Raw genomic sequence first — 20,296 nt, forward strand, 5'->3', positions numbered from 1 at the left:
AAGAACACATCCTGTTCATAGGGAGCGATGGTCTAAGGCGCGTTAGGCCTGAACACCGTGGCTGCGGTCGTAGCCGTTGCGGGGCGGGGACTGCCAGCCTTCCGGCAGGCGCTTGGGCTTGTAGACCTCCACGACCATGGGGTAGCAGGCGGCCGTATCGGAGGAATGCTGCGCCGAGCAGTCGCCGCCGGGGCAGGCCGACATGCAGCCGAGAAGATCGATTTCCGCGAAGAATTCCAGGTAATCACCCGGCCGCACCGGGCTCGCCTTCATGAAATACTGCCCGGTGTCGCGCGTGAAACCGGTGCACATGAAGACGTTCAGCACATCGTGCACATGGCGCTCGGCCTCGGCGAGCGGCAGGCCGGTTTTCTGCGACAGCGCGCGCGTGAGATTGGAATGGCAGCAATGGTGGTACTGGCCGCCGTTGCTCAGCAGGTTGTTGGTATAGGGGTCGCAGCGCGTGCCGATGACATCGTGCACCGATCCGCCGAATTCATCGAAGCCGTACCAGTCGAGCGTGTCGTGGGTGATGGTCGCGATGGGCCGCATATAGGGGAAGTTCGAGAAGAGCTGGTCGCCGAGCCCGACATGCGTTCCGTTGAGCGCGCGCGTCTTGCCGCTGAAGAACCGCTCCTCGATGTCGTGCAGGTTGAACAGGTTGAGATCGCCGACCTGCGGCCCCTCGGAACACAGCATGCGGCAGAAATGGCCGGCCGGCACCTCCCAGGTTGCAGCCTCGCGCGGCGGTATGACCACCGTCTCCACGAGCTCCATATCGTCGCGCACGGCACGGTAAGCGGCAAGATCGGCCAGCGGCAGCGTATCACGCGGATAGCAGACCACCGGCTGGATCGCCTTGCGCGCGCTGGCGTCGGATGGCGGTTGCGTGATGGGATCTGGCTTCATGGGTCTCCGTCCTGTTTACCGCTGACGTTGTCTGTTTCGGCGCGAGCATAATGGCCAATAATTTGATCGGATAATCAATGTTCTTCATGCATCCGGCCGGCGATCCCCACGGTTTGTCGCGAAGGGCCATTGGCGGTTGGCCGGTGCTTCACTGGATTTCGGCGAACGAAGCGTGTAGGCAGCGGCCACACCCTCCCAGCCACCTGCAGCAGATACCCGAGCCCCATGTTACGAAAACTCTATGCCTGGACCCTCTCGCTTGCCGGCCGCAAGGCTGCGGAAGTGTGGCTTGCGGTCATCGCCTTCGTCGAAAGCTCTGTGTTTCTCGTGCCGGCGGATGTGTTGTTCGTGCCGATGGCACTGGCCCGGCGCGAGCGGGCCTATCGCTACGCCTTCGTCGCCACGGTATCGTCCGTTGCGGGCGGGATCGCGGGCTGGCTGCTCGGCTATTACGCTTATGCGACCATCGCCGTGCCGGTGCTGGAATTCTACGGCAAGCTTGAGGCCTTCGAGCGGTTGAAGGCGCAGGTCACGGAAGAACAGCTCAACCTGCTTCTGGTCACATCCGGGCTTGCGCATCTTCCGCCGATCAAGATCGTCACCATCCTGGCGGGCGTGGTGCATATCAAGCTGTGGCACTTCATCGTCTCGGCGGTCATCGCGCGCGGCCTGCGCTTCTATCTGCTCGCCTTCCTGCTGCGCCGCTATGGCGAGGCGATCCAGGCTTTCGTGGAAAAGCGCCTCGGGCTCATTCTGGGCGCGGTCGCCGTCCTGCTCGTGGTGCTCTACGTTGCCTACAAGATGCTGCTCGGCTGATCTTCCGTCGAGACGGCCAGCACGACCACGCGGGGATGAAGGCAGAAGAACAGCCGCATGCCGTGGCCGGTCGTGGTGACGGCCCGGCCGCGTGCGAAGTCCACACGGATATGCTCATAGTCGAGGATTTCGCCGTCGAGCGGATGGACGGCCTTGTACACGGCCTCCTTGGCGCTGAAGAGGGCACGCCCGGACAGCATCGGCTCGACGCCGCCGACCGCATCGCCGTCATGGAAGACGAGGGCGGCGATGTCGTCCGGCAACGGATCGGCCGGCTCCACATCGATCCCGACCGAGGGAACGTCGGCCACCCTGGCGATGGCCGCCACCGCCATTTCGTCGTCATGGGCAAGCGAGCCGATCACGCCTGGCGGCCAGAGCGGAGCGCCCGTCGCCGACCGGCCTATGATGGCGTCTGCCATCCCCTCGTTCTTCAGCAGATGCCGGGCAAGGGCGCGCGCGGCACCGCTGGCACGCCGGGCGGCGGGCCGTCGGGCTCGAAGGGCTGCGGCCTCTTCGGGAAGGAGCAGCGCCTCGTCGCCCTCGCGGATAAGGCGGCAGCCGAGGCGGATGCCCGGCGGGGCCATCCGCTCCATTGCGGCTGACAGCGCGACGTGCCGCGCGCTGTCGCTCATTCGGCCGCGACCGGCTTGACCCAACCATGGAGCTTGGCGGGGTTGCCGCGCCAGATCGAATGCGGTTCGAGGATCTCGCCCTTCATGACGAAGCAGTCGACATCGGCAACGGAGCCGTCGCCCATGGTGACGCCATAATGCACGAAGGCGGCCGGGCTCAGCGTGCAGCCATTGCCGATGCGGATATGGTCGGACTTGAAGGCGCCTTCCTCCAGTGAATGCGCCTGGATGACGCAGCCCTCGTTGAGCGTGGCGTCGTCGCCGATCTCCACCAGCGAGCGTTCGGTGAGGTTGGCCCCGCCATCATAGACGCGCTTGCCGACCTTCACGCCCAGCGCCCGCAGGATCATCGGGCGGAAGGGCGTGCCGGCGAAGAGGCGCACGATGGGCGAATCCGACAGCTTCCAGTGGCGCTCGTGCCGCCAGAAGGCGACGTCGTAGATGGTCGTCACCTGCGGCTGGAGCTTGCGGAAGCCGAGGCTCGCCCATTCCATGAAGATGTAGAAGGGAATGGTGATGGCGCCGGTCAGCACGACGGCGGCGAACAAGGCGACATTCGCCCATTCCGTATAGTAGTTCAGCGCGCGGTCCCAGATGGCGAGCGTCACGAACAAGGTCGTCCACTGCACGGCGATGAACATCAGCGCGGTGGCGAGGTTGTGGCGGTTCTTGTGCGGCAGGCGCGCGCGGCGCTCCTCGTCGCTCACGCCCTGGATGAGCTCCTTGTCGCGCTTGACCATGCGCGGGATCTCGAAGGGTGGCGAGCCAAGCAGGCCGACATTCTCGCGCAGCGGCCCGTCGATCGGCACCATGACCTTGGTGCCGAGAAGCACGTTGTCACCCGTCTTCCCGTCCGGGGGGTAGAAGATGTTGTTGCCGAAATAATTGCGCTCGCCGACCTTGGTATGCTCGAGCCGGAAGGCGGAAGCCGACTTGTGAACGTTGATCATGTAGAGACCGTCCGACACCATCGTGCCCGTGCCGATCTCGCAGAACAGCGGGTTGTCCTGCTGTTGGTTGCTGCCGAAGTTGGAGCCGGTCTGGACCACCGTGTTGAGGTTCCAGCCAAGCGCGCGGATATAGTGCACGACGGCCGAACTGTCGCCGAAGATCAGATTGAGCAGCCGGGCGTTCGTGCAGGCCTCGACGATCGATTGCAGCCAGAAATGGAAGCCGTAGAGCCGGTAGACGCGGCCCGGCTTCAGGACGAGGCTGAACAGGCGCGGCAGCGCCAGCGCCGCAAACAAAAGCGCAGCGATGAGGATGAAGAGCGTCACCGTCGTGCCGATGGCGACGATGCCGATGGATTCCTGGTAGTCGTCGCTGACATTCTGCCAGTAGCTGTGGAACAAGAGCGGGAAGGGTGTCACGACGGCAAACAGCGTGACCAGCTGCACCGCCTCGTAGAGGAAGCGCCTTGTCTTCGACAACGTGACGACGGGAACCGCGCAATAGTCGGCCGATGTCGGAACGGCCGGCGATCCGTGCCAGTGCGCGTCATCGGGAATGTGCTGGCCGCGCTGGAGCGAGGAGCCATGCCCGAGCTGCGCCCGGTCGCCGATTGCGGTGTCGATGTCGATCATGCAGCCGACGCCCACAAAGGCATCGCGGCCAATGGTGATGGGACCGGTATGGATATAGCCGGACTGGGCGCGGTATCCGAGAACCATCGATTCCTTGCGCAGGATCGCGTTTTCGCCGATGGAGATGAGGTCGGTGCAGACGGGCACGGCCCGGCATTCGACGGTCGTGCTGCGGCCGAGCCGCGCGCCGAGCAGGCGCAGATAGAGGCTGTAGAGCGGACTGCCGCGGAACAGCACGACGGGCGCGGTGCGGATCAGCGTCTTGACGACCCAGAACCGATAGTAGCGCAGGCCCCAGATCGGAAAGCTCTCGGCCTTCCATCGCCCGACCAGCAGCCACTTCATCGCCACGGCGAAGCCCGACATGCCGAAGAACACGGCAGCCGACAGCACGGCGCATCGGAAATAGAGCTGAACCGGGTCGTCCAGCATGTCATAGACCCAGTTGAGGCCCGAATTCAGGATCCAGAAGCCGAAATAGCTGTAGAGGCCGTAGAAGGCGAGCTGGGCCGCACCACAGGTCCAGTAGGCGAGGTTCGAGGCGCGGTGCGTCAGGCACGGCTCCTCCGGGAGCGACACGTCCTCCTGCGGACCGCGCAGGTGGCGGGCGAGCCCGGCGACCGTCGGATGCATGTAGATATCGCGCATCGAGGTGCCGGCCCATTCCCTGCGTGTGCGCAGCCTGGCGCAGAAGCGCGCCATCAGCAGGGAGTTGGCGCCGAGATCATCGAAGAAATGATCCTCGACATAGATATCGTCCATCTTCAGGACGTCGCGCAGCGCCTCCGTCATGAAGCGCTCATCGTCCGTGGTCGGCAGGATTTCCTTGCGCTCGCCGCCGAGCCTGAGGCCGGAGGGCTTGGGAAGCTTGCGGGTGTCCACCTTGTCGGACACGGTCATCGGCAGCGCCGGCAGCTCCTCCAGGAACGACGGCACCATGTAGTCGGGCAGACGCTGGCGCAGCGCCTTGGCCAGATCGGCACGCACGATGGCGTCCGCGCCGGATTTCAGCGCGTAGTAGCCGACGAGTTCCACGCGGCCGGGTTCCATTTCCCATGTGGTGACGGCGGCCTGGGCGATGCCCGGCTGGTCGAGCAGCACGGCCTCGATCTCGCCGAGTTCGATACGGTAGCCGCGGATCTTCACCTGGGTGTCGATACGGCCGTGGTATTCGACCTCGCCGTCGGCGTTGATGCGGCCGAGATCGCCGGTGCGATAGATGCGCTGCGAGGGATTGTTCGGCAGGCCGAGAAAATCGGGAATGAATTTCTGCGCCGTCAGGTCCGGGCGGTTGAGGTAGCCGACGGCGACCCCGATGCCGGCAATGCCGATCTCGCCGAGTTCGCCGGGCGCCGTCAGCTGCGGCGCGTCGGCATCGAGGATGACGATGGAGTAGGTCGGCAGCGGCGCGCCGATGGTGACGGCGCGGTCGGGCGACAGATAGCCCATCGTGGCCGTGACCGTCGCCTCCGTCGGGCCGTAGGTGTTCAGGATCTGGCGGCCGGGCTTCGACCAGCGGGTGACGAGATTGTGCGGGCAGGCCTCGCCGCCGACGAGGATGGCGCGCAGGCTCGGCACGTCGCTTTCGATCGAGGACAGGAGCGTCGGCGAGCAGGCCATGCAGGTGATGGCGTTGGCGCGCAGGAAGTCCGCCAGTTCCTCGCCCACCAGCGTCATGCGGCCGGGGGCGGGCACCACGGTCGCGCCGGCGGCGAACGGCACCCAGATTTCCTCGGTGGAGAAGTCGAAGGCGATGGTCATGCCCTGGTAGACCCGGTCGCCCGGGCGATAGCCGTAGGCATGCGCGGCCACGCGCACGAAGTTGCAGATGCTCTGGTGGCGCACCGCCACGCCCTTGGGCCGGCCTGTCGTGCCCGACGTATAGAGGATGTAGCAGATGTCGTCGCCGGCGGTGTCGACGGCCGGCGGCGTTGCTGGATAGCGGGCGGTCTCCTCGCCGCCGGCGGTGACCACGACGTGCGGCACCGCAAGCGTTGCGGCGCGCGGCGCATAGCCGGCAACGGTGACGACGAGGCGGACCCCGGCATCCTCGACGATCAGCGCCATGCGCTCATCCGGGAAGGCCGGCGCCAGCGGCACGAAGGCGGCCCCCGCTTTCATCACGGCGAGGATGGTGATGTAGGTCTCGGCGGAACGGTCGAGCAGCAGCGCGACGCGGTCGCCGGGGGCGACCCCGCGTTCGGCCAGCAGGCGGGCAAGGCGGTTCGCCTCCGCATCCATCTCCCGGTAGCTCCAGACCCTGCCGTTATCGAGAACGGCGGGCTCGTCGCCGAAGGTTGCCGCCAATCCCTCGAACACGCCGGAAAGCCGCTCGCCAGGATGGCCGGGATGGGGAAAATCGGGACCGCAGAGGATTTGCGGCATGAGGCCGCTCACCGTGGTTTCGACAGCGCCCTGGGTGAGGCCGCGCAAAAGGGACCCTGCATCATTCATGTTCTAAAATCCTGCTTGTGCCTTGTCCGGCGAACTGGCGTTCGGCAGTGGCGCGCCTGTGGCGCGGGACCGTTCGAATCGCCTGGCGGGGGCCGTTGCGACTGCCGTCATCGTCGATGGTGGCGCCATACGCCCCGCTCTAGAAAAAGAAAAGTGGCTTTTTGAGGCGGAAAACGCGCCGCCGAGAAATTCTGTTTGCTGTTGTGCCGCCGCACCATGGCGGCGCGCCTGTCACGGCAGAAGATGCTGTTTCAGCAGGGCTTCGAGCCATTCAATAAAGACCTGGAGGCGCTGCGACAGGAACTGCCGGTGCGGATAGAGCAGGGTCATCGGCATCGCCTGCGGGCGATGGTCCGGCATGACCTCGACGAGTTCGCCCGCCTCGATATGGCGGCGCACGTCATAGGCTGGAATCTGGATGAGGCCGAGCCCCGCAAGGCAACAGGCGATATAGGCTTCCGCGCTGTTGACCGTAACGCGGCTCCGGACGGTGAGGGTCCGCAACGCGCCGTCCTCCAGCCACTCCCACTCCTCGACGCGGCCTGATGACGGGGAGGCGTAACTGATGGCCCAATGCGCGGGGAGGTCGCCCGGCGCTTGCGGCGTGCCGTGGCGTGCCAGGTAGGCAGGGCTTGCGACATTGATCAGCGGCAGCTTGCCGACGGGTCGGGCGATCAGTCCGGAATCGCTGAGCGGCCCCACGCGCAGCACGCAGTCCAGGCTGTCCTCGTAAAGGTTGACCGCGCGGTCGGTGACGCCGAGGCTGATATCGATCTTCGGATAGCGCTCCAGGAATTCCGGCAGCGCAGGCGCAATGATCAGCCGGCCGATCCGGCCTGGAACGTCGACGCGCAGCATGCCGGACGGCTGGGCGGCGTCGTGGCGGAACAGGCTCTCGGCCTCCTCGACATCGAAGATCAGCCGCTGGCAGCGCTCATAGAAGGCAAGGCCCTCCTGCGTGGGCGAGACGCGCCGCGTTGTGCGTTGCAGGAGGCGCGCCGAGACGCGGGTCTCGAGCTCCTGAACTGCCGCCGAGACCGATGATCGCGGCATGCCCAATGTATCGGCGGCCCGGGTGAAGCTGGAGCACTCGATCACCCGGCAGAAGATACGAAACAGGTCGATCCGGTCCATCGCGCTCGATCATTGTTCTTGATTTCTGACAAGTGATGTCATGATAGACCGCTTTATCCCGAAATCCTAGACCGTAGATTGATCGTGTAAGCGCGGCATAAGGCCGTGCCAGAGAAGGAGATCACCTCCCATGACCGATCATAGCATCAAGGGCAAAACCGTCATCATCGCCGGCGGCGCGAAGAATCTCGGCGGCCTGATTGCCCGCGACCTCGCCGAGCACGGCGCCAGGGCCGTCGCCATCCACTACAACAGTGCTGCCAGCAAGGCCGATGCGGACACGACCGTCGCCGCCATCAAGGCCGCCGGCGCCGAAGCTGTCGCCTTCCAGGCCGACCTCACCTCGGCGGGCGCCATGGAGACGCTCTTTGCCGATGCCGTCGCCGCCGTCGGCAAACCCGATATCGCCATCAACACGGTCGGCAAGGTGTTGAAGAAGCCGATCGTCGAGATCACCGAAGCCGAATATGACGCCATGAGCGCGGTTAACGCCAAGTCGGCTTTCTTCTTCCTCAAGGAAGCCGGCAAGCATCTGAACGACAACGGCAAGATCTGCACGCTCGTCACCTCGCTTCTCGGCGCCTACACGCCGTTTTACGCGAGTTATGCCGGCACGAAGGCTCCGGTCGAGCATTTCACGCGGGCCGCATCGAAGGAGTTCGGTGAGCGCGGCATCTCGGTGACGGCAATCGGCCCCGGCCCGATGGATACGCCCTTCTTCTACCCGGCCGAGGGCGAAGATGCCGTTGCCTATCACAAGACGGCGGCGGCCCTGTCGAAATTCTCGAAGACCGGGCTCACGGATATCGAGGATATCGTGCCGTACATCCGTTTCATGGTATCCGAGGGCTGGTGGATGACCGGCCAGACCATTCTCGTCAATGGTGGTTACACCACCAAGTGACGGGATGGCCACCGGCGGTCCGTCCCGCCGGTGGTCTTTTTAATCTCAACGGGAGACGCCCCATGCACATGCTTCTTGTCATCGCCGGCGGGGTCATCCTGCTTGGCGTTTTTGCGCTGTTCGGAAAGCTGTGGGGCGCGGATGTCGCCGGCATTGCCGCGGGCGCCCGCCTGTTCATCCCGGTCTGGCTGGTGGTCGCGATCACCAACATGTGGGTGGGCGTCACGAAGGCGGGCTACACCGTCGCGCAGGAGCTGCCGATCCTTGCGGTGGTTTTCATCGTTCCGGCGATCCTTGCCGCCGCGCTTGCGTGGCAGCTCGCGAAGTGATCGTCGTCTCCATCTTCCGTTAGCAACAGGAAAACGCACAAGCCCGTTTCTCTTCCTCCTGCGCTCCAGGCCGCCGTCCCGCACAATAAAAGGGCGTGAGTGGCCATGCGAGCAGCAGCCCGGCCGCCTTGTGCTTGCGGCCGCGGCTTCTTATGGTGGCGGCGTGATGCGAATGACCGCCGGGAGGGAACCAGGTGTCGAGTGAAGCCGCGCGCGTGCCGCGCGACACGTCCGTCGATCCGGAATTCGGCCCCTGGCTGGCGCAGGCCTCGATCCTGGTGGTCGACGACGAGCCCGGCATGCGCAACTTCCTGATGCGGACACTGGGGCCTCGCTGCGCCCGGCTGGAGCTGGCGGCGGATACGGAAGAGGCGTCGGTGAAGCTCGATCAACACCATTTCGACGTGGTGATCCTCGACAACATCATGCCCCGCAAGAACGGCGTGGAGTGGCTTGCCGAACAGCGCGCCATCGGTTTTTTTGCCGATGCCATCCTGATGACGGCCTATGCCGACCTCGAGACGGCCATCCAGGCGCTGCGGGCCGGCGCAGTCGATTTCATCCTGAAGCCGTTTCGCTCCAACCAGTTGCTCAACGCTGTCGCCCGCTGCCTGGACCGCATCCGCCTGCAGCGCGAGAACTATGTGTTGCGCTACGAGCTGAAGGCAGCGTCCGACCACATTCTGCTGCGCGACCGGCTGATCGGGCAGTCCTCGGCGATTGCCCGCGTGCGCGATGCCATTGCGCGCGTCGCGCCGCTGCCGACCACGGTGCTGCTCACCGGGCAGTCGGGCACGGGCAAGGAGGTGGCCGCACGCTCGTTGCACACGCTCTCCGACCGGGCGCTCAAGCCCTTCGTCCCCGTCAACTGCGGCGCAATCCCGCCCGACATGATCGAAAGCGAACTCTTCGGCCATCTGAAGGGCGCCTTCACCGGTGCCGAGCGGGCGCGCGAAGGTCTGTTCCTGCATGCGCAGGGTGGCACGCTCTTCCTCGATGAGATCAGCGAAATGCCGATGGCCACGCAGAGCAAGCTGCTGCGCGTCCTGGAGGACCGCAAGGTACGGCCCGTGGGCTCCGAGCGCGAGGTGCCGGTCGACCTGCGGTTCGTTTTCGCCACCAATGCGGAACTGGAGAAGGAGGTGCAGGCCGGCCGCTTCCGCGCCGATCTGTTCTTCCGCATCAATGTCATGCAGATCCATCTGCCGCCGCTCAAGGAGCGGGACGGCGATGCGGTGGAGCTTGCCGCGCTCTTCATGAACAAGCTGTCGGCGCAGCTCGCCATGCCGGCCGTGCCCATCGACGATGCGGCGCGCCAGGCGCTTTCGAGCTACGACTGGCCGGGCAACGTGCGCGAGTTGCGCAACCTCATCGAGCGCACGCTGATCCTCGGCCGCTTCCCGGAGGGTTTCGGATCTGCCATCACGTCCCCCTCGGCCGGCGATGGCGGATCGCTTGCCGATGTCGAGCGGCGCCATATCCTTTCGGTGCTCGCCGCCTGCAACGGCCAGAGGGACGATGCCGCACGGCAGCTCGGCATTTCGCGCAAGACCATCGAGCGCAAGCTGGCGGCCTGGGATGGCTGAGGTCGAGCCCGCCGGGGTCGTGCGGCCCGCGCGCTCCGTCCGCTACCGGCTGCTCGCCATCGCGCTCCTGCCGATGCTGGTCATCCTGCCGCTCCTGCTCGGGGTGACGGTGTATCGCTGGAACGAGAAATTCGACGCGACGCTGATCTCCAAGGTCAATGGCGACCTGACCATCGCGCACCAGTATCTCGCCCATATCCTCGACAACACCGGTGAACATGTCACCGCTCTTGGCGGCTCGGCCCGCTTCCGCGACGTCGCCGACGACCCCGCCGCGCTCAAGGCGCTGCTCGACGATGCACGGGCGCGGCTCGAACTCGATTTCCTCTATGTCATGCAGCCCGATGGCCGGCTCGTCGCCTCCGTCATCACAGAGACGGCGGATAGGCTGCGCACCGACTGGCCGGTGATCCAGGATGCGATCGCGGGCAAATCGGCAACCGGCATCGACATCTTCGAGAATGCCGATCTCGAGCGGCTATCATCGGATCTCGCCGCCCGCGCGCGTCTGCCGCTCGTGCCCACGCCCAATGCCGTGCCGACCGAGCGGCAGGAGGAAACGCGCGGCATGGTCGTGCAGAGCGCGAGCCCCGTGACGCTCGGCGGCGGGCGTGGCGCGGTTCTCGTCGGCGGCATCCTGCTCAATCAGAACCTCGTCTTCATCGACACGATCAACGACCTCGTCTATCGCGAGGCGAGCCTGCCCGAGGGCAGCCAGGGCACGGCGACGCTCTTCCTCGACGATGTGCGCGTGAGCACCAATGTCCGGCTCTTCGAGGGACGGCGTGCGCTCGGCACGCGCGTTTCCTCCGCCGTGCGCGCCGCCGTGCTGGACGAGGGGCGGACCTGGCTCGACAGCGCCTTTGTCGTCAACGACTGGTACATCTCCGCTTACGAACCGATCGTCGACAGTCACGGCAAGCGGGTCGGCATGCTCTATGTCGGCTTCCTGGAGGCACCCTTTACGGCGGCGAAGTACCAGACGGTCCTGACCATCGTGGCAGCCTTCTTCGCGATCGCCGCCGCCAGCGTACCGATCTTCCTGCGCTGGGCGCGCGGGATCTTCAAGCCGCTGGAGCGCGTCGATGCGACAATCGCGCGGGTGGAAAGCGGCGATCTCGGTGCGCGCACCGGGCCGGTGGACAGTCAGGACGAGATCGGCCGGGTCGCCGTGCATCTCGACGCGCTGCTCGACCAGCTCGAACGTAACGACCAGCAGCTGCGCGGCTGGAACGAGGAACTGAACGCCCGTGTCGACGAGCGAACGCGCGAACTCCAGCTCGCCAACCGCAAGCTGGAGGCCACGACCAAGCAGCTCATCCTGTCCGAAAAGCTCGCCGCCATCGGCGAGATCACCGCCGGTGTGGCGCACGAGATCAACAACCCGATTGCCGTCATGCAGGGCAATCTCGAGGTCGTGCGCTCCGTGGTGGGAGACCGGGCGGAATTGGCCAAGGTCGAGTTCCAGCTGCTCGACGAGCAGATCCAGCGCATCAGCCAGATCGTCACCAAGCTCCTGCAATTCGCCAAGCCCGAGGAATTCGCGGGCGTCATCGACCGGCATGCGCCCGGGCTTGCCGTGGCCGATTGCCTGCCGCTCGTCCAGCACCTGCTTGCGAGGGCCGATATATCCGTGACGCTCGACAACACGGCCGCCCGGCAGGTGCTGATGAACCGCACCGAGCTTCAGCAGGTGGTCGTCAATCTCGTGGTCAACGCCATCCATGCCATGCCGGATGGCGGGCGCCTGACGATCAAGACGCATGACAGCGACCGCGAGGGGCGCCCCGGCGTGGAGATCGTCGTCAGCGATACGGGCGTCGGCATGGACCCGGAGCTCGCCGCCAAGATCTTCGATCCGTTTTTCACGACCAAGCGGCAGGAAGGCACCGGGCTCGGCCTGTCGATCAGCCAGACGCTGGTGCGCCGTCAGGGCGGCAGCATTTCGCTGGCCAGCCTGCCGGGTGAGGGCGCGACCTTCACGGTCTGGCTGCCGGAGGCGGAGTGACCGGACACTTTGTCCGGATTTTAGGACAATTTGTCCGGTTTCCGGGGCGCATATTTCTTAACGGTTTGATATAAAAGGAAATATTCTCTGGCATGGCACTTGCAGAGGTGCGTGCGGGAGGGCCGGTGGCCTGCGCTCACATGGGGGTGCGGCCTTGGACGCCGGAAGGACATTCAGCCACCTCCCGCCACGAAATCTTCGCATCCGAGGGGTGCGTTGCGGAGGAGACACAATGACTGCATCGACCGAGACCTATGTCGGCGGCAATGGCGCCGGCATCCTCGACCGGGAGCGCATCATCGCGAAACCCGGCTTCAACCGCTGGCTGGTTCCGCCGGCTGCTCTCGCCATCCATCTGTGCATCGGCATGGCCTACGGCTTCAGCGTGTTCTGGCTGCCGTTGTCCAAGGCCATTGCCGGCGATCCCGATCCGGCCTGCGCCGACATGAACCTTCTGTCCGCGCTGTTCACCACGAGCTGCAACTGGCGCGTCGCCGATCTCGGCTGGATCTACACCCTGTTCTTCGTGCTGCTCGGCTGTTCGGCCGCGATCTGGGGCGGCTGGCTGGAGCGGGTCGGCCCGCGCAAGGCCGGTTTTGTCTCGGCCTGCTGCTGGTGCGGCGGCATGGTCGTCGCAGCGTTCGGCGTCATGACCCACCAGCTGTGGCTGATGTGGCTGGGCGCCGGCTTCATCGGCGGCATCGGTCTCGGCCTCGGCTACATTTCCCCGGTGTCCACGCTGATCAAGTGGTTCCCCGACCGCCGCGGCATGGCCACCGGCATGGCCATCATGGGCTTCGGCGGCGGCGCCATGATCGGCGCGCCGCTTGCAAACATTCTGATGAACGTTTTCAAGACGGATGTGAGCCCGGGCGTGTGGCAGACCTTCCTGGTCATGGCCGCGATCTACTTCTGCTTCATGATGGGCGGCGCCTTCGGCTACCGTATCCCGCCGGCCGGCTGGCGTCCGGAGGGCTGGACGCCGCCGGCTTCCAAGACCACCATGATCACCACCAAGCATGTACACCTGCGCGATGCGCACAAGACCATGCAGTTCTGGATGATCTGGATCGTGCTGTGCATGAACGTGTCCGCGGGCATCGGCGTCATCGGCATGGCCTCGCCCATGCTGCAGGAAATCTTCGGCGGCCGCCTCATCGGTCAGCCCGAGCTTTCCTTCGGTGATCTCAGCCTCGAACAGAAGGCCGCCATTGCCGCAATCGCGGCTGGTTTCACCGGCTTCCTGTCGCTGTTCAACATCGGCGGGCGCTTCTTCTGGGCGTCGCTGTCCGACAAGATCGGCCGCAAGAACACCTATTATACGTTCTTCATCCTCGGCATCGTGCTCTATGCGCTGGCGCCGACCTTCGCCGACATGGGCAGCAAGGTCCTCTTCGTCTGCGCCTTCGCCATCATCCTGTCGATGTATGGCGGCGGCTTCGCCACCGTGCCGGCCTATCTTGCCGATATCTTCGGCACGCAGTTCGTGGGCGCCATCCACGGCCGGCTCCTGACCGCATGGGCAACCGCCGGCATCGTCGGCCCCGTCGTGGTCAACTATATCCGCGAGGCGCAGATCTCCGCGGGCGTGGAGCCCGGCCCGGCCCTCTACAGCGGAACGATGTATATCCTCGCGGGCATGCTGGCCGTGGGCTTGATCGCCAATGCGCTGGTTCGGCCGCTTTCCGACAAATGGTTCATGTCGGACGAGGAGGTCGCTTCCCTGCAGGCCAAGACCGCGGCGGCGAATGCCGGCCCGACCGGCTCGTTCGGCATCGGCACCGGCGGCTTCGACGCCAAGGCGGCCGTTGCCTGGGCCATTGTCGGCCTGCCGTTGCTCTGGGGCATCTGGGTTACGGTCAAGAACACCGCAGCCCTGTTCTAGCCTGCGTCTTCAAGCACAAACAGGAGCCCCGGTGAGAGCCGGGGCTTTTTGCGTTTGCAGATAGCGCACGGATACACACGAGAGCGGGAAGGTCGTTTTCGACCGTTTGCGTGAAATATATTTCTTGATGTGAATTATATTGACAACGCTTCGAGCTTGCCGTTAGCTGCCCTCCATCGGATTTCGAGGAGGAATTCCGGTCTTCATGCAAACATCGGCGCGGTTGCTGCGCCTTGGGGTTATTTGGGAGGGGCTTCGGCCTCAAGGAGGAAACGTGCGCACTTTTTTCACGACGACCGCCATGGCGGTTCTTGCGACGACGCTTTTTGCCGGTGCGGCCGCTGCTGAGACGGAAAGCCCGTTCCGCTGCAAGCCGGGCGAGAAATACGTCATGAACGTCATGGTATCCGGCGTCGAATACTGGTTCCCGGTCTATGAGATGTTCAAGCAGGCCGGCCAGCAGATGGGCTGCGAGACCGAATATACCGGCACACCGGAATATGACGTCAACAAGCAGATCGCCACCTTCGACCAGGCGCTGGCGCAGAACCCGGCCGGCATTCTCGTGCATCCGATGAATTCGGATCCGTTCATCGAGCCGATCAACCGCGCCATCGAACAGGGCACGGCCGTCGTGACCTTCGCCGCCGACTCGCCGCTGTCGAAGCGCGTTTCCTTCATCACCTCCGACAACACGCGCGAAGGCACCTATGCTGCGGACGCGATTGCCGAGAAGATGGGCGGCAAGGGCGAGTATGCGGTTCTGGAAAATCCCGGCCAGGACAACCACGACAAGCGCATCGCGGCCTTCATCGCCCGCATGGAAGAGAAGTGGCCGGATATGAAGCTTGTCGGCCGCGCGGCCTCCAACCAGGATCCGACCAAGGCCTATCAGGGTCTTTCCAGCATCATCCAGGCCAATCCCGATCTCGGCGCCGTCTTCATGCCGGAGGCGAGCTCGGCCATCGGCGCCGCACAGGCGGCAAAGGAAGCGGGCGGCAAGGTTCTCGTCATGTGCGCGGACGTCAACGCCAATATCCTCGACATGATCAAGGCCGGCGAAGTCTTCGGCTCGATCAACCCGAACCAGGGCATGCAGGGCTATATGGGCTTCATGCTGCTGTGGCTTGCCAAGCATCCCGAGCTGATCGATCCGATGAACGACGCCAAGCGCGCGGGCTTCAACCCGATGAGCATCCCGGTCGTCGATAACGGCCTGTCCGTCGTGACAGCCGAAAACGCCGACGATTTTTACTGGGACAAGTATCTGAAGCGCCGCGGCACCAAGGGCATCGAGGAGTAATCTCCGCTTAGGCGCGGAAGGGGTGGGTCGGTCGGCGCCACCCCCTCATCCGGCCCTTCGGGCCACCTTCTCCCCGACGGGGAGAAGGAAACGAGGTGTCGGCGGTCTTCCCCTTCTCCCTGTCGGGGAGAAGGTCCCGGCAGGGGGATGAGAGGGGAGGATTGCAAGGCGTGACCTGCATATGAGGAAAAAACCGATGGCGGAGCCGGTGCTCACCATTCATGGCGTGACCAAGCATTTCGGTGCGGTGAAGGCGTTGACGGATGTCAACTTCACGTTGGAGCGCGGCGACGTCCATGCGCTCTGCGGCGAGAACGGCGCAGGCAAGTCGACGCTGATGAACATCATCGCCGGCGTCCTGCAGCCGACATCCGGGGAGATCCGTGTCGACGGCGCGCCGGTGCGCATCGCGTCCCCCGCCGTTGCCCAATCGCTCGGCATCGGCCTGGTGCATCAGGAGATCGCGCTCTGCCCGGATGCGACGGTCGCCGAGAACATGTTCATGGCGGCCACCAACCGCCGCCGGTCGCCCTTCATGAATTACCGAGCGCTGGAACGCGATGCACAGGCCGTGATGAACCGCCTCGCCGCCATCGATGTCCGTCGCAAGGTCGCCGACCTGCCGATTTCCAGCCAGCAGCTCGTGGAGATCGCCAAGGCGCTGACGCTCGACTGCCGCGTCCTGATTCTCGACGAGCCGACAGCGGCACTGACGGAAACCGAGGCGCAGCAGCTGTTCTCGATCATCCGGGACCTCAAGGCGAACGGCATCTCGATCATCTATATCAGCCACCGCATGGCCGAGATCTTCTCGCTCTGCGACCGCGTGACCGTGTTTCGCGACGGGCGCTATGTCTGTACCGATCGCATCGCCGACGTCACGCCTGACGATGTCGTGCGTCGCATGGTGGGCCGCGAGATCACGCAGCTTTATCCCGACAAGCGGGATGCAAGCGCGCCCGCGGGCAAAACCATCCTATCCGTGGAAGGCCTCTCCGACGCAACGCGCTTCCACGACGTCGACTTCGAACTGCGCGAGGGCGAAATCCTCGGCATCGGCGGCCTCATCGGGTCGGGCCGGACAGAGATCGCCGAGGGCATCTGCGGTTTGCGCCCGCGCACGGCTGGATCGGTCTCGTTGCATGGCGTGCCGCAGAAGATCCAGTCCTATTCCGACGCCGTGAAAGCAGGCATCGTCTATCTCTCGGAAGACCGCAAGGGCTCCGGTGTCTTCCTCGAAATGTCCATCGCGCAGAACGTCTCCGTGCTGGAGCTGAAGGCGCTCACCAACGGCGCCGGGCTCTTGAAGCGCCGCGCAGAAACGGCGCTGGCGGAGGATTTCGCCAGGAAACTTGCCGTGCGCATGAGCGGGGTCGAGGCACCGGTCAAGTCGCTGTCGGGCGGCAACCAGCAGAAGGTGGCGATCGCCAAGCAACTGGCCGTCAAGCCGAAGGTCATCCTGATGGACGAGCCAACGCGCGGCATCGATGTCGGCGCCAAGACCGAAATCCACCGCCTGCTGCGCGAACTGGCGCAGGCCGGCATCGGCATCATCGTCATATCCTCGGAGATGCCCGAACTGCTTGGCCTTTCCGACCGCGTGCTCGTCGTCCGGGAGGGACGCATCGCGGGCGAACTCGGCGCCGACGCGATGTCGGAAGAGGCCGTCATCCGCCTTGCCTCCGGGCTCGGCAACGAACAGGCGGCACACCATGCCGCATAAAAAGGAAGCGGGAGAGAAGACCATGGCAATCGATACGATGACGGCACCGTCGCCGAGGACATCGTCTTTCAAGCGCGTCGGCACCATGCGCGAGGCCGGGCTGATCGCCATCATTCTCGCGCTCAGCATCGCCATGACCTTCGCGTCACCGCACTTCCTGACGCTCGGCAACTTCCGCGCCATGCTGATGAGTTTCTCTGTCGACGGCATCGTCGTCGTCGGCATGACGATCCTGCTCATCGTCGGCGGCATCGATCTTGCGGTCGGCTCCGTCGTCTGTTTCGCCATGGTGCTGTCGGGCTCGCTCTTCCTCGCCGGGCTCGATCCCTGGTCGGCCTCGCTTATCGGTATTTTCGCGAGTGCGGCGATCGGCGGCGCCATGGGCTTCTTCGTGACCGTTGTCGGCCTCAACCATTTCATCACGTCGCTGGCGGCGATGGTGATCGTGCGCGGGCTCTGCCTCATCATCACCAAGGGCACGCCGCTGTCGCTCTTCACGCTGCCGGCGTCCTTCAAGCAGGTGGGGCAGGGCACCTTCTACGGTGTGCCCTATGTCATCCTGATCTTCGTCGCCGTGGTCGTGCTGTTCGATTTCCTGCTGCGCCGGGCGACCGCCTTCCGCAAGGTGTTCTACACCGGCAGCAACGAGAAGGCCGCGCTCTATTCGGGCATCAAGACCAATCAGGTGAAGTTCTGGGTCACGGTGCTCTGCTCGACGCTCGCAGGCGTTGCAGGCGTGATCTACATGTCCCGCTTCGGCGCCGCCACGCCCACATTCGGCGTTGGCATGGAGCTGAACATCATTGCGGCGGCCGTCATCGGCGGGGCCTCGCTCAATGGCGGCTCGGGCACCATTCTCGGCGCCATCCTCGGCATCGCGCTGCTGTCGCTCGTCACCTCGTCGTTGATCCTTCTGAACGTTTCGGTTTACTGGCAGGATATGATCAAGGGTTGCATTCTTCTCGCAGCCGTTTCGATCGATCATTTCCTGCACAAGCGGAAGGCCGTCTGACATGCCGATCGCCAGACTGAAACCATCGCTGAAACCCCGGGCAACGGCGCCGCGCGAGGAAATCGTCATCGCCCGTCAGATGCACCAGGCGCTCGTGCTGCATTTTCTGGAGGGCCTGACGCAGGCGCAGATCGCCGACCAGCTCGGTATCTCGCATGCCACCGTCAACCGGCTGATCAAACGCGGCCGCCAGCTCGGCCTCGTCGAGATCAAGATCAAGTCGCCGGTCGAGCCGCTGGTCGACCTGGAGGAACGGCTTCTGGCGCTCGGCGGCATCAGCCGCGCCGTGGTGGTGCCCACGGTTTCCGACAATCCGCAGACCGCGCTTCTCGCCGTCGGCGAGGCGGCCGCCCGGCTGCTGTTGGAGGAGATCGGCGATGGCGACACGATCTGCATCACCGGCGGCAAGGGTGTGAGCGCCGTGGTCGCCGGCCTTCAGGCGCCGCATCGCTTCGATGTCGAGGTCATTCCCGCCACGGGCTGCGTGCAGGGCAAGCACTATACCGACGTCAACCACGTCTCGACGCTGATGGCCGAGCGCCTGGGCGGCCGCTCCTGGCAGATCCATGCGCCGCTGTTTGCAGACGATGCCGCCCAGCGCGCCATGCTCATCAACATGCGTTCGGTGGCCGATGTCTTCCAACGGGCTCGCGAGGCGAAGGTCGCGGTGGTCGGCATCGGCTCGATCCTGAGTTCGGATTCGACCTACTATGACCTGCACCCCTCGCCGAGCGCGGACCGCAGCGCCATCGAGCATTCCGGTGCGAGTGCGGAACTGCTCGCCCATCTCCTGGATGGCGACGGGCAGGTGTGCGACTACTCGCTCAACCGTTCCCTCGTTTCGTTGACGCTCGCGGAATTCGCCTCGATCCCGACGAAGATCGGCGTGGCGAGCGGCCTCAACAAGGCAAGCTCCATTCTCAGCGTGCTGCGTGGCAATCACTTGGACACACTCGTCACCGACGAGGCGACCGGCGCGCGCATCCTCGAATTGGCCTCCGAAGAAGGACTTTCCGCATGAGCGGCGAACAGTTGATCCGCGATATCGGGCGCTCCGGCGTCAAGGCCTCGGCCGTCGGCCTCGGCACCTGGGCCATCGGCGGCTGGATGTGGGGCGGCACCGACGAGGCGCAATCCATCGCCGCCATCCAGGCGTCGCTCGATGCGGGCGTGAGCCTCATCGACACCGCGCCGGCCTATGGGCTCGGCCGTTCCGAAGAGATTGTCGGCAAGGCCATTGCCGGCCGGCGTGACAAGGCGGTCATTGCGACGAAGTGTGGCCTGGTCTGGCATACGCAGAAGGGCAGGCACTTCTTCGATCAGGACGGCAAGCCGGTCCACCGCTATCTCGGCCGGGATGCAATCATTCATGAGGTCGAGCAGAGCCTGCGCCGGCTCGGCACCGATTACATCGATCTCTACATCACCCACTGGCAGGACCCGACGACACCCATCGCGGAGACCGTCGCGGCACTGGAGGAACTGAAGAAGGCCGGCAAGATCCGCGCCATCGGCGCCAGCAACGTCAACCGCGCCGAACTGGAACAATACATCGCGACCGGCGCGCTCGACGCGATCCAGGAGCGGTTCAGCATGATCGATCGCGAGATCGAGGCGGACCTGCTGCCGCTCACGGTTCCAAACGGTGTTGCAACGCTCAGCTATTCCTCGCTGGCGCTTGGCCTGCTCTCCGGCGCCATCGGCCCCGACCGCGTCTTTGCGGGCGACGACCAGCGCAAGGACAATCCGCGCTTTTCCGTCGCCAACCGGCAGAAAGCCAAGGATTTCGCGCAGGCGATCGGCGCCGTGGCCGAGCGGCATGATGCCAGCATCGCGCAGGTGGTGATTGCCTGGACGCTGGCGCAGCCCGGCGTGACCTTTGCGCTGTGCGGGGCGAGAAACGCCACCCAGGCGCTCGACAATGCACGGGCCGGCACGCTCCGGCTCTCGCAGGAAGACCTCGCGGTCATCAACAATGCCATAGCGGCGAAACTGGCCAATATGGACGGATAACG

The 20,296-nt window shown here is 64.8% G+C and carries 15 protein-coding genes; 11 read left to right on the top strand and 4 right to left on the bottom strand.

What is annotated here, in order from left to right; translation table 11 throughout:
- Nucleotides 1–42 precede the first annotated feature (42 nt).
- Nucleotides 43–909, bottom strand: coding sequence for an urea carboxylase-associated family protein (locus B5M41_RS00295; RefSeq protein WP_134651049.1), 867 nt, complete (start codon nucleotides 907–909; stop codon nucleotides 43–45).
- 225 nt (nucleotides 910–1,134) lie between these two features.
- Here B5M41_RS00295 and B5M41_RS00300 point away from each other — a divergent pair, with 225 nt between their 5' ends.
- Complete coding sequence (locus B5M41_RS00300; protein WP_134651048.1) at nucleotides 1,135–1,725, top strand: YqaA family protein; 591 nt, start codon at nucleotides 1,135–1,137, stop codon at nucleotides 1,723–1,725.
- Here B5M41_RS00300 and B5M41_RS00305 read toward each other — a convergent pair.
- The 3 genes from B5M41_RS00305 to B5M41_RS00315 all read right to left on the bottom strand — a co-directional run bounded on the left by B5M41_RS00305 (nucleotide 1,704) and on the right by B5M41_RS00315 (nucleotide 7,531).
- Entirely contained in the window at nucleotides 1,704–2,360 is a 657-nt protein-coding gene (locus B5M41_RS00305) for a 4'-phosphopantetheinyl transferase family protein (RefSeq protein WP_134651047.1), read from the bottom strand. The genes B5M41_RS00300 and B5M41_RS00305 overlap by 22 nt on opposite strands.
- Nucleotides 2,357–6,328, bottom strand: a complete 3,972-nt coding sequence (locus B5M41_RS00310; RefSeq protein WP_230639972.1) for a Pls/PosA family non-ribosomal peptide synthetase — start codon at nucleotides 6,326–6,328, stop codon at nucleotides 2,357–2,359. The genes B5M41_RS00305 and B5M41_RS00310 overlap by 4 nt, the downstream gene beginning before the upstream one ends.
- A 300-nt stretch (nucleotides 6,329–6,628) precedes the next feature.
- Nucleotides 6,629–7,531: a LysR family transcriptional regulator gene (locus tag B5M41_RS00315; RefSeq protein WP_134651045.1), complete on the bottom strand. Its 903-nt coding sequence runs from the start codon at nucleotides 7,529–7,531 to the stop codon at nucleotides 6,629–6,631.
- A gap of 130 nt (nucleotides 7,532–7,661) precedes the next feature.
- On the opposite strand from B5M41_RS00315, the gene B5M41_RS00320 reads away from it, so the two are divergent.
- From B5M41_RS00320 to B5M41_RS00365, 10 genes are all read left to right on the top strand, one after another.
- Nucleotides 7,662–8,435 carry an SDR family oxidoreductase gene (locus B5M41_RS00320; RefSeq protein WP_134651044.1) on the top strand — a complete coding sequence of 258 codons (774 nt, stop codon included), beginning with the start codon at nucleotides 7,662–7,664 and terminating at the stop codon, nucleotides 8,433–8,435.
- Between the two features lie 62 nt (nucleotides 8,436–8,497).
- A complete protein-coding gene (locus tag B5M41_RS00325) occupies nucleotides 8,498–8,764 on the top strand; it encodes a hypothetical protein (RefSeq protein WP_134651043.1) in 267 nt (88 codons plus the stop codon).
- 194 nt (nucleotides 8,765–8,958) lie between these two features.
- Complete coding sequence (locus B5M41_RS00330; RefSeq protein WP_134651042.1) at nucleotides 8,959–10,350, top strand: sigma-54-dependent transcriptional regulator; 1,392 nt, start codon at nucleotides 8,959–8,961, stop codon at nucleotides 10,348–10,350.
- Nucleotides 10,343–12,358, top strand: coding sequence for a sensor histidine kinase (locus B5M41_RS00335; RefSeq protein ID WP_134651041.1), 2,016 nt, complete (start codon nucleotides 10,343–10,345; stop codon nucleotides 12,356–12,358). Before B5M41_RS00330 ends, B5M41_RS00335 begins: the two co-directional genes overlap by 8 nt.
- 232 nt (nucleotides 12,359–12,590) lie before the next feature.
- Nucleotides 12,591–14,243, top strand: coding sequence for an OFA family MFS transporter (locus tag B5M41_RS00340; RefSeq protein WP_134651040.1), 1,653 nt, complete (start codon nucleotides 12,591–12,593; stop codon nucleotides 14,241–14,243).
- Between the two features lie 274 nt (nucleotides 14,244–14,517).
- Nucleotides 14,518–15,546 carry a substrate-binding domain-containing protein gene (locus B5M41_RS00345; protein WP_134651039.1) on the top strand — a complete coding sequence of 343 codons (1,029 nt, stop codon included), beginning with the start codon at nucleotides 14,518–14,520 and terminating at the stop codon, nucleotides 15,544–15,546.
- A 196-nt stretch (nucleotides 15,547–15,742) separates the two neighbouring features.
- Complete coding sequence (locus B5M41_RS00350) at nucleotides 15,743–17,269, top strand: sugar ABC transporter ATP-binding protein (protein ID WP_134651038.1); 1,527 nt, start codon at nucleotides 15,743–15,745, stop codon at nucleotides 17,267–17,269.
- Nucleotides 17,270–17,291: 22 nt separating this feature from the next.
- The gene (locus B5M41_RS00355) at nucleotides 17,292–18,281 is read left to right on the top strand and encodes an ABC transporter permease (RefSeq protein WP_134651037.1); all 990 of its coding nucleotides are present in this window, start codon (nucleotides 17,292–17,294) and stop codon (nucleotides 18,279–18,281) included.
- A 1-nt stretch (nucleotide 18,282) separates the two neighbouring features.
- Nucleotides 18,283–19,302, top strand: a complete 1,020-nt coding sequence (locus B5M41_RS00360) for a sugar-binding transcriptional regulator (RefSeq protein ID WP_134651036.1) — start codon at nucleotides 18,283–18,285, stop codon at nucleotides 19,300–19,302.
- Complete coding sequence (locus tag B5M41_RS00365) at nucleotides 19,299–20,294, top strand: aldo/keto reductase (protein WP_134651035.1); 996 nt, start codon at nucleotides 19,299–19,301, stop codon at nucleotides 20,292–20,294. The genes B5M41_RS00360 and B5M41_RS00365 overlap by 4 nt, the downstream gene beginning before the upstream one ends.
- Nucleotides 20,295–20,296 lie beyond the last annotated feature (2 nt).

Source organism: Shinella sumterensis (assembly GCF_004514425.2).
Lineage (GTDB): Bacteria > Pseudomonadota > Alphaproteobacteria > Rhizobiales > Rhizobiaceae > Shinella > Shinella sumterensis.